Source organism: Nocardia sp. NPDC060255 (assembly GCF_042727395.1).
Lineage (GTDB): Bacteria > Actinomycetota > Actinomycetes > Mycobacteriales > Mycobacteriaceae > Nocardia.
Genome location: NZ_JBHXAU010000016.1, coordinates 76,240 through 84,180 on the forward strand (window position 1 = coordinate 76,240; position 7,941 = coordinate 84,180).

The window sequence follows — 7,941 nt, forward strand, 5'->3', positions numbered from 1 at the left end:
ACCGTTCCCATGCGAACGATCTCGTCGAATTGCGAGACAACCGAAGTTGCCACCCGAGAACTACTGAGGCAGCCACCTCCCCCCGGGCAGCCCCTCGATCAACGTGGCGACTGCTTGCGCAACCCGGTGGTCGGAACCTGGCGTGACCGTGGACCAGACCTGCTGATCCGGGGAAACCGTCGGTGCTACAACGATCCGCCCACGGGCGGTGTCGTACACGGCGACGGCACCAGATGCTCGTGTGGTCACGCCATCCTCATGGGCGCACGCCACGATCTCGGCGTAAGCGTGCGTCGCACCGAACGCGAGCCCCAACTTGGTGGCGTCGCGTTCAGTGGCACCCAGGGCATAGAGAGCGTCGGTGAGCTCGCTGGAGGTGGCGGCGGCGTTGAGCCGCTCGGCCAGCTCCGCGGCTGGGACGCTGAATTGGGGAATGTCGGCGGGCGGGCACGGATCCATAGCGGCCAGCAGCGGCCGCACCAAATCGGCCGCGGACCCATCGGTCCACACCTGCCGCACCTCGAAGTCGTCGCCGGAGCGGACCGCGACCGCGTGCGCGTCACCACGACGCACCACACAGACTCGGCGCGAACCGTCTTCGGTGTAGATGCGGGCCACCAGTTCATGCTCCGGCAAGGCCAGTGTGAACAGCGTTTCGGCCAGCTCCGTTGCCACTTCGCCGTGCGCGTCGATCAGGCCGTCGCCGATCAGGGTGGCCACGGCCTGCTCCTGCGCCTGCTGCCATTCCTCGAATGAATCCTGTTGCGGCCCAACCGAAAGCACCAGCGGCAGGGTCTGTACCCCGAGCCGGTCGGCGACGGCGAGCAACGCGTCGTTGGTCAGCGTGGTCACGGCGCACCGCCGGTTTCGCTCCGAGTCTCGTTGGGCGCCTTGGTCACCGACTCGGTGCCGCCGAGAACCGCTGGCGCGGCTTGGATTTCGCCTTCGAGCCCGATCTGGTCCGCCTCGTCCGCCAAGCTGGCGCGCGGGAACCGGGCCGAGTCTTGGGACGCGCCTGCACCACCCATCGCACCGGGCGCCATCGGCGCGGTCTGGCCGGTCGCGTTCGTCGCGCTGACCTGGGTCGATTTGGTAGTCGACTCGGTGGTCGTGGTGGCTTGCGAGTACACCGGCGCGCGGTAGGACGACAGCGCCCTGGGTGGCAGGGTCGGCATCGTGATCGAGCCGATCGGCATGCCGCTGAAGCTCGGCGTCACTTTCGGTGCCTCAGCCGCCGCTGCGGCGGTGGCCTGCTCGGCGGCCAACGCCTCTGCCGGAGCGATCTTCGGCGGTTCCTGATGCTGCCACGGCATCGCCAACGGTTCGGCGGCCGTTTCGTAGCTGCGCATCACCCGCGACGCAACGGCTTTCGCCATGTCCGCGTCCGCGTCGGTGTCGGCGGCGATCGCCTGAATCGGCGCGCCGAGCATGGCACCCATGCTTTTCAGCATGTCCTGCACCTGCTGGATCTGCCGGATGTCCGCGGTGTTCGGCATGGTCAGCCTGGCCACCTCGTACGCGGCGACCTGCGTCTGCAGCCGGGTGGCGTTCGTGGACGCGGTGGTGGCCGCGTCCACCAGCCAATCCCTGAGCTTGGTCACCGTTTCCATGACCTCGCCGCTGCGACCGGACTGCCACGCGACGCGCAGCGAAGCAAGGACCCGCTCGTATTCGAGCACCGCCGCACCGAAAACCGTGGCAAGCCGCGCCCATTCGGCGGCTGCCTCGGCCATCGGCAGCGAGCCCGGCCCGGTGGTGAGGTCTCGCGCGAGCCGATCCGGCTGCCGAGCTTCCCACACCACGCCGGTGAACCCTGGCTTCGGTGGTTCGATCATTGCTGCGCTGTGCCTTTCCAAGACAGGCCTTTCCACGGACCGTGCTTCAGGCGGATGTGCCGCCTGCCGCGTTGAAGCCCGCGACGCTGTCGCTTTCCATCTGGTTGAACTCGTTGGTGTGTAACCGCAACGTGGCGGCCAGCTTTCGCATTTCGGTCACGCTGGCCTGTGCGCTCGCCAAGTACGAGGACGCGACCTCGTTCCCGGTCTGCGCGGCCCGGCCGGAGACTTCGTCTGCCCCCGCCGGCTGGATCGTCAATGCCTGTTCGGCGGCCTGCAGATCCGCCGCCAGCCGGTCGGCGAGCACATCGAGTCCACTCGATGCCTCTCCGGCCGCGACAGCGTCGAACTGAAAGCTCGTGAACGCGCCATCACTACTCATGAGACCCTCCTCAAAGTCAGAGCGTGAGTTCTTTATCCGGCGGTGGTTCCGACGTGGTGTCGGCCGCGCCGACCACCGGCAACGAGACCCCTTCGATCCGGCCGACCACTTCGTCGCCGTGCTGACTGGTCACCAACTGGCCGCGCAGCGCGGTGCTCGACTCGCCGTCTTTGCCGAGTCCAGCGACACCGCCGGCACCTGACATCGGCATCCCGCCCATGCCTCCGGTGCCACCGGTCGACATCGCCGTTGTCATGGCGGGACTCGACCCACCGACACCGCTCAACGAGCCCATCGAGCCGCTCGCGACTCGCGTGCCCTGCCAAGGGTTCAACGGAGCGGCAGGTGCACCCGCAGCGCCGGGGCCAGGGCCACCGAACGCACCGGGACCACCCATCCCACTCGCCGCTTCGGCCTTCGCCTTCTCGTCGTCGGAGAGTTGGCCGCCCTCATGGGCTTTCGAGTCGACGACCGGCTTCGGCGCGCTGAGCGCCGAACTCGCCTGGGCCAGCTGGCCGAGCGACTGCGCCGCCGTGCTCGCGGTGCTGATCAGCGGCGTCACCATGCTCATCAGCTGACTCAGCTGATCGGCGCCGCCCGCGCCCGCAACGCCCTTGGGGGCGTTGGTGATCGGGACCTTGGTCCCCGTCGCGGTCATGGTGGCGCTGTGGCCGAGCAGTTCGCCCTTGGTCTTGACGGTGATGCCGAGCGCCTCGGCCATCGACTCGACCGCCGAGGCCGCCAGGAACACCTGTCCCGCCGGGGTTGCCGCGTACAGCGGAGCCAGCGCGAGAGTGGTGGACATTTTCGCCACCACCGCGGACATCAGTCCGGCGCCGGTGAAGACGCTGCCCGCCGCGTTGGTGAGACCCACCTTCTCCTGGACGCTTTGGGTCTCCAGCTTGCCCGCGTCCGTCGCGGCCTCGCCCGACTTCTTCGCCGCCTCCATCGCCGCCATGCCCTGCCACACCGACATCACCGTCTGAATGGCGGAGGTGCCGACCTGCATCACGGTCTGCATCACGGTCGAGATACCGGTCAGCAACTGGGTCGGGTCCATCGGCGGTGGCGGTGCCGCCGCGTTCTGGGTGCCGTCAGCATTGGCCGGGACCGGCTGGGGTGCCGGAGGGGCGCCGAGCTTTCCACTGCCGAACGCGGCTGCCAGATCGGTCAGCGGCCGCATCAGCGCGGTGAGGTCGAGCGGCGGCAGCGGCGGCATCTCGGGCATGTGGATGAACGAGGGCATCTCCGGCAGGTTCGGCAGCCCCATGTCCTGCAGGATGTGGTTCACCGGCTGGTCGAGCATCGGGGCTAAGGAGCTGCCCCGCAACAGATCCAGCACGGTCGGATCCAGCGGCTCCGCCCCCGGCGGTGGAATGGCCCCGGGGATGGTCATGACTTCGAGATGACCGATCCGATGGCCGTACCGGACTCGCCATCGGTGGACTCGTAGGTGCTGGCGGCCTGGTGTGCGGTCAGCGCCGTACCGGCGTGCACCGCGGCCAGTTCGGCCACCGAGCTCAGATGGTTCGCCTGCGCGAACGCGAACGAGGCGAGGAATTCCTGGCCGATCAGGCCGAACACCGGCACCACCGTGCCGATGGTTGCCGCCTGGTCCACCGCGCCCGCCGAGGCGACGCCCGCTGCCATCGCGGCCGAGGCGGAGCCGTAGGCCCGAACCGCATCTGGAACAACTTCAATGTGATTCATGACTTGACATCCAATCCCGAAACACCATAAGGCGTTTCGTCAGACCTTACCTAGAGAAGCATGTATGCGCTGATCACGGCGTAATTTCTCGATCACCTCGCCGCACTTTCCTCGTTATATGCGGTGACGAGCTGGGCCCGCTCGGCGAAGGCGCGATAGGCCGCCGCCCGCGCGGTGCCGACCAGCGTCTTCTCGAACTCGGCAGGCGAAAGCTTCGCGACCGCACCGGAAAAGCTCAGCTCGACCAACGCGCCGTTGCCGTCCACCGAGGCGGTGATCGCGCCGTCCTCGGACGTCTCGGTCATCAAGATGCCGGTGGTCGCCTCGTTGAGGTCACGCAGCCGGTACATCTGCTGCTGCACCCGCGCGATCAACTCGTCCATCGTGTCGACCATGACTACCTCCCGAATTCCCGTCCTGGTCAGACTGATCGAAGCCAGCTCTGCGGCTCGGTCTCGTACTCCTGCTCTTCGATGATCTCCTGCCGCGCCACTTCCTGCTCAGTGGGTAGCCCGGTCATCGCCAGCATCTCGGAGGTGAAACCCGCCTCTTGCAGTTGCGCTCGGCGGGCCAGCCCAGCCCGGTTCGCCGACTGCTTGCAGAGCCGTAAGATCTCGGCCGCCAACGCCGCCGGGTCGCGCCGCAATTGATCCTGGTCCAGCTTGATGCCCAGCGGCAGCCCCTGCTCGGTGGTGCGCACGGCAATCGAACCGGTCAGCGAGGTCACCACGAATTCCGCCGGAAACTCCTGTGGCGTATCGCCATTGGGTACCGTCACGGCCGCTCCCTCTCCGAACATGGGATCAATAACAGCGTCTCACGCATGTCAACTCCTTAACAACTCCTTATACGCGCTCGTCTTTGATGGCACGGACCACCTCGGCGATTCGACCGTTGATCAACTGCACGAACCGCTTGCTGTCCGCCGCAACCGCCGTAGCCGGGGTTCCCTCGGTAACGACGTAACGACCGTCGCCTTCGATGTCGCGCCAGTCGAGCCGATGGCGAGTAACTCCACGCGGGCCGAACCGGGAGCGGCCCTGAGTGATGTCGATAGTGCCTACGAATTGGTCCGGAGCGGCCACAAACCGTGCGGACCGTGAGTGCACAGAATCTGTAAAGGAATCTTGCACAACAGAACTGGCGAATGAATAGTCCAACTCTTCCGCCCGGTCCTCGGTCGGCAGGATGTAGTCCGCCTCCCTACCGGCCTCGGCCTCGGGAATTGCTTGCACCACCAGGTCCGCCAATCTCAGTGCATCGCACTCGGTGACGGTATATCCGCCACTGTGCCAATAGGTTTCACCGGGTTTCTGGCTTACCACGTAGCCGGTATCGCCACGGCGAACGCCATATACGCGCACCAGAGTATCCGGTTTCATGGTGTCGCTACCGTCGGATCCGTGCACGGCGATCTGGATATCAGGCTCGAGCAGTGTCGCCAACACCGTATCGATGAACTCAGGGTGCGCACGTTCCACCCGATTCAGCGCCTGCCGCATCTGCGAATCCAATTCGCTGCGGGTGCGCACCCGCGCGGTCATGACCAACGGCCACGGCAGCCACGTCGTCGTTGCCCGTTCCCACAGGGCAAAGAGTTCGAGGTCGGTAAAACTCCACGTGCGGTTCATTGTTCAACAATGGGTTTGACCACTACCGGCGCCTCGCCGATCGCATCCTCGAGATGCTCGGTGGAGTCGAGATAGTCGGCGCGCTTGTGCTCCTTCTGCTGCCCCTGAGCACCCGGGCCGGGGCCGGGCCCCATGCCCATCCCGGCACTCGACGCGAGGCCCGCTCGCGCACCGCTCGCGGCGGCGTTTGTCGCCGCCTCGGCCCGCGGGAACAACTTGGCGGCCTTGTCCAGGGTCTGACCGACGCCGCCCAGTTTCGCGGCGCTGCCAGGACCAGGACCCCCTGCGCCTTTCGCCGAGGCGGTGCCGAGCGCCTTCTTCGCCTGCTCCTCCAGATCCTTCATGCTCGGGAGGGTAGGCAGTCCGGCCAAGCCTGCTTGCTGCGCGGCTTGCTGTGCGGCAGCGGCCAATTGCGACCCCATCTGCTGGGCAGCCTGCGAGAGCTGCTGCCCGATCTGCGACGCCATCTGGGTGGCCTGCTGGCTCGCCTGCTGCGCGGCTTGCTGGGTGGCCCGCTGCTGCTCTTGCTGCTGCTGCAGCTTCTCGCGCTGATCCTGCTGTTCCTGTGACCGCCGCTGCTGGTCTTCCAGCGTCTTGCGCTGCTGATCCATTTGCTCTTGGAGCCTGCGCTGCTGGTCCTGCTGCTGTTGCTGGTTCTGCAGTCCGGGGGCACCGGGACTCGCCTTGCCTGGCGCACCCGGAGGGCCCGGGGGGCCCGGAGTTCCCGGCGTGCTGTTGTTCTGCTGCGGTTTGGGGCCCTGCGGAAGAGGCATCGGCGGGATGGCGGCAGAGGTCGCGGCGATGCCCTGCTCATACCAGCCGCCGTAGGCCGCTCGGGCCAGCCCCAATTCCAGAATTTTGTTTCGATCGGACATCGTCGCGGCCGGCTGGCTCGGCATATTGACCTGAGTTGTTTTCCCCCAGTTGTACGCGTCCAGCGAGATCGTGCCCATGTTGTACATGGTCTGGACCAAGGCCTTGCCGGTGCCGGTATAGATGTGCACCGCGTTCTTCGCGCTCTCCGCGCCGTAGCCGGTCCACTTCTCCGAGTCCACCAGGCCGGAGATATTCGCGTTGAAGTCGGTGAACCCCGCGTCCAGCTTGCCGGCCATGCGATTCCAGCCTTGCGAGACATCCCTGGCCGCGTACACGCCGTTCAGGCTGGAATACAGCTTGTTGAAATCTTCATATATCAGCGATACGGCGGGTTCCGCATCGATCGCGGCCCCCTTATCGGTGGCTTGCAGACCAGAAGGCAATCCCCCGTACTTGCCGACCTGCCAGTTCCCCTTGTCGTCCGGCGTGGCCCGTTGGTAGTTGCTCGGATCGGTGACCGGGGTGTCGGCCCAACCGTATACATCGCCTTTTGTGGTGCACAGGACGACCTGCCAGGACTGCCCGACACGGACAATGCCTTCCCTGGGTTCCCGACTGTTCTTGATCGCGTCCAGATCTGTCTTCGATTGTGCGTCCGCGTTTTTGTAATGGTTGCCCGCGATCAGAAACGACTGGGCCATATCCGTCAAAATCTTCTTATGGCTGTCCAAGACCTCGTCACGAAACTTCTTGCCGGCCTTGACGAACTCGTCCGTCAACCGATGCCCCGAGGGCAAATGGCCGAACATTTCAGGTTCGGTCGGCACGACTCTGGTGACATCTGCCGCGACGAGATCGATGACGTCGAGCATATCGGCGCAATAGGTCGCCGCCTGCTTCGCGACATCATCGTCCAATTTGAGGGCGCCGGGCCGTTTGAAGCCCTTCCAGTCGTCCTTCGGGTCACCCATTGGTCACACTCCTGCCGGCGGAAAGTTCCGAGTACGGCCGCGGGCCGACACGACAGGGACAGAACAGCCACCTGCCCTCGGCATCGAACGGCGCTCGTGCACTGGATCTCTCATCCGCTACTGGCCCTCCTCGTAGCTACGACGCTGCTGACGTTGTGTGCGCACGTCGGCGTCGCAGCTAGTTCCTACAGCGTGCCAATTCTATGGGTACTAGCGTCGACCCCGCATGTACAGACCCGAATCTTGGTGGCACGCTTGCGCTGAACGCACTTTGACCAGTGAGTTTGCCGATGACCATGGGGTTGCTGCTGCTCGGTTCTCTCATTCGTCCTGCTCGAACGCACGATCGATCGCGGCCTGACGGGCGGCCGCGTTGGTACCGTCCAGTTGGCCCGCGAAAGCGGCGTTGGCGGCGGCGATCAGTTCGTCGGAGATGGCGGGATGAGCGTCAGCTATCTGCCAGAGCGCTTCCACGGTGCGCAGATCGAGGCCGTTGTCCGAGGAGACGCCGCCGCCGCCACGCACCGAAGTGAGTGCCTCGGCGAAGTTTTGCCGCAGTTCGTCCTCGGTCGGGTAGTCCAAGAGCATGATTCCTC

10 protein-coding genes are annotated in these 7,941 nt (G+C 65.7%); all 10 read right to left on the bottom strand.

Annotated features, from left to right (window positions below; genetic code table 11):
- Positions 1 to 60 precede the first annotated feature (60 nt).
- The 10 genes from ACFWF1_RS27005 to ACFWF1_RS27050 all read right to left on the bottom strand — a co-directional run bounded on the left by ACFWF1_RS27005 (position 61) and on the right by ACFWF1_RS27050 (position 7,933).
- The gene (locus ACFWF1_RS27005) at positions 61 to 852 is read right to left on the bottom strand and encodes an ESX secretion-associated protein EspG (RefSeq protein ID WP_379286791.1); all 792 of its coding nucleotides are present in this window, start codon (positions 850 to 852) and stop codon (positions 61 to 63) included.
- Complete coding sequence (locus ACFWF1_RS27010; protein ID WP_379286789.1) at positions 849 to 1,835, bottom strand: PPE domain-containing protein; 987 nt, start codon at positions 1,833 to 1,835, stop codon at positions 849 to 851. The genes ACFWF1_RS27005 and ACFWF1_RS27010 overlap by 4 nt, the downstream gene beginning before the upstream one ends.
- A gap of 46 nt (positions 1,836 to 1,881) precedes the next feature.
- Positions 1,882 to 2,217, bottom strand: coding sequence for a PE domain-containing protein (locus ACFWF1_RS27015; protein WP_379286787.1), 336 nt, complete (start codon positions 2,215 to 2,217; stop codon positions 1,882 to 1,884).
- Positions 2,218 to 2,233: 16 nt separating this feature from the next.
- Positions 2,234 to 3,613: a hypothetical protein gene (locus ACFWF1_RS27020; protein WP_379286785.1), complete on the bottom strand. Its 1,380-nt coding sequence runs from the start codon at positions 3,611 to 3,613 to the stop codon at positions 2,234 to 2,236.
- Entirely contained in the window at positions 3,610 to 3,927 is a 318-nt protein-coding gene (locus ACFWF1_RS27025; protein WP_379286784.1) for a type VII secretion target, read from the bottom strand. Before ACFWF1_RS27025 ends, ACFWF1_RS27020 begins: the two co-directional genes overlap by 4 nt.
- A gap of 92 nt (positions 3,928 to 4,019) precedes the next feature.
- Positions 4,020 to 4,322, bottom strand: coding sequence for a YbaB/EbfC family nucleoid-associated protein (locus ACFWF1_RS27030; RefSeq protein ID WP_379286783.1), 303 nt, complete (start codon positions 4,320 to 4,322; stop codon positions 4,020 to 4,022).
- Positions 4,323 to 4,348: 26 nt separating this feature from the next.
- Positions 4,349 to 4,705: a hypothetical protein gene (locus ACFWF1_RS27035; protein ID WP_379286781.1), complete on the bottom strand. Its 357-nt coding sequence runs from the start codon at positions 4,703 to 4,705 to the stop codon at positions 4,349 to 4,351.
- A gap of 67 nt (positions 4,706 to 4,772) precedes the next feature.
- The gene (locus ACFWF1_RS27040) at positions 4,773 to 5,558 is read right to left on the bottom strand and encodes an ESX secretion-associated protein EspG (protein ID WP_379286779.1); all 786 of its coding nucleotides are present in this window, start codon (positions 5,556 to 5,558) and stop codon (positions 4,773 to 4,775) included.
- Positions 5,555 to 7,345 carry a hypothetical protein gene (locus ACFWF1_RS27045; RefSeq protein WP_379286778.1) on the bottom strand — a complete coding sequence of 597 codons (1,791 nt, stop codon included), beginning with the start codon at positions 7,343 to 7,345 and terminating at the stop codon, positions 5,555 to 5,557. The genes ACFWF1_RS27040 and ACFWF1_RS27045 overlap by 4 nt, the downstream gene beginning before the upstream one ends.
- 321 nt (positions 7,346 to 7,666) lie before the next feature.
- Positions 7,667 to 7,933 (bottom strand): hypothetical protein, encoded by a 267-nt coding sequence (locus ACFWF1_RS27050; protein WP_379286776.1) that lies wholly within the window; start codon positions 7,931 to 7,933, stop codon positions 7,667 to 7,669.
- Between the last annotated feature and the right edge of the window lie 8 nt (positions 7,934 to 7,941).

What these genes read in the sequence shown, in the direction of transcription:
- ACFWF1_RS27010 (WP_379286789.1), bottom strand. Translation starts at nt 1,835, where the DNA reads ATGATCGAACCACCGAAGCCAGGGTTCACCGGCGTGGTGTGGGAAGCT.
- ACFWF1_RS27015 (WP_379286787.1), bottom strand. Translation starts at nt 2,217, where the DNA reads ATGAGTAGTGATGGCGCGTTCACGAGCTTTCAGTTCGACGCTGTCGCG.
- ACFWF1_RS27020 (WP_379286785.1), bottom strand. Translation starts at nt 3,613, where the DNA reads ATGACCATCCCCGGGGCCATTCCACCGCCGGGGGCGGAGCCGCTGGAT.
- ACFWF1_RS27025 (WP_379286784.1), bottom strand. Translation starts at nt 3,927, where the DNA reads ATGAATCACATTGAAGTTGTTCCAGATGCGGTTCGGGCCTACGGCTCC.
- ACFWF1_RS27030 (WP_379286783.1), bottom strand. Translation starts at nt 4,322, where the DNA reads ATGGTCGACACGATGGACGAGTTGATCGCGCGGGTGCAGCAGCAGATG.
- ACFWF1_RS27040 (WP_379286779.1), bottom strand. Translation starts at nt 5,558, where the DNA reads ATGAACCGCACGTGGAGTTTTACCGACCTCGAACTCTTTGCCCTGTGG.
- ACFWF1_RS27045 (WP_379286778.1), bottom strand. Translation starts at nt 7,345, where the DNA reads ATGGGTGACCCGAAGGACGACTGGAAGGGCTTCAAACGGCCCGGCGCC.
- ACFWF1_RS27050 (WP_379286776.1), bottom strand. Translation starts at nt 7,933, where the DNA reads ATGCTCTTGGACTACCCGACCGAGGACGAACTGCGGCAAAACTTCGCC.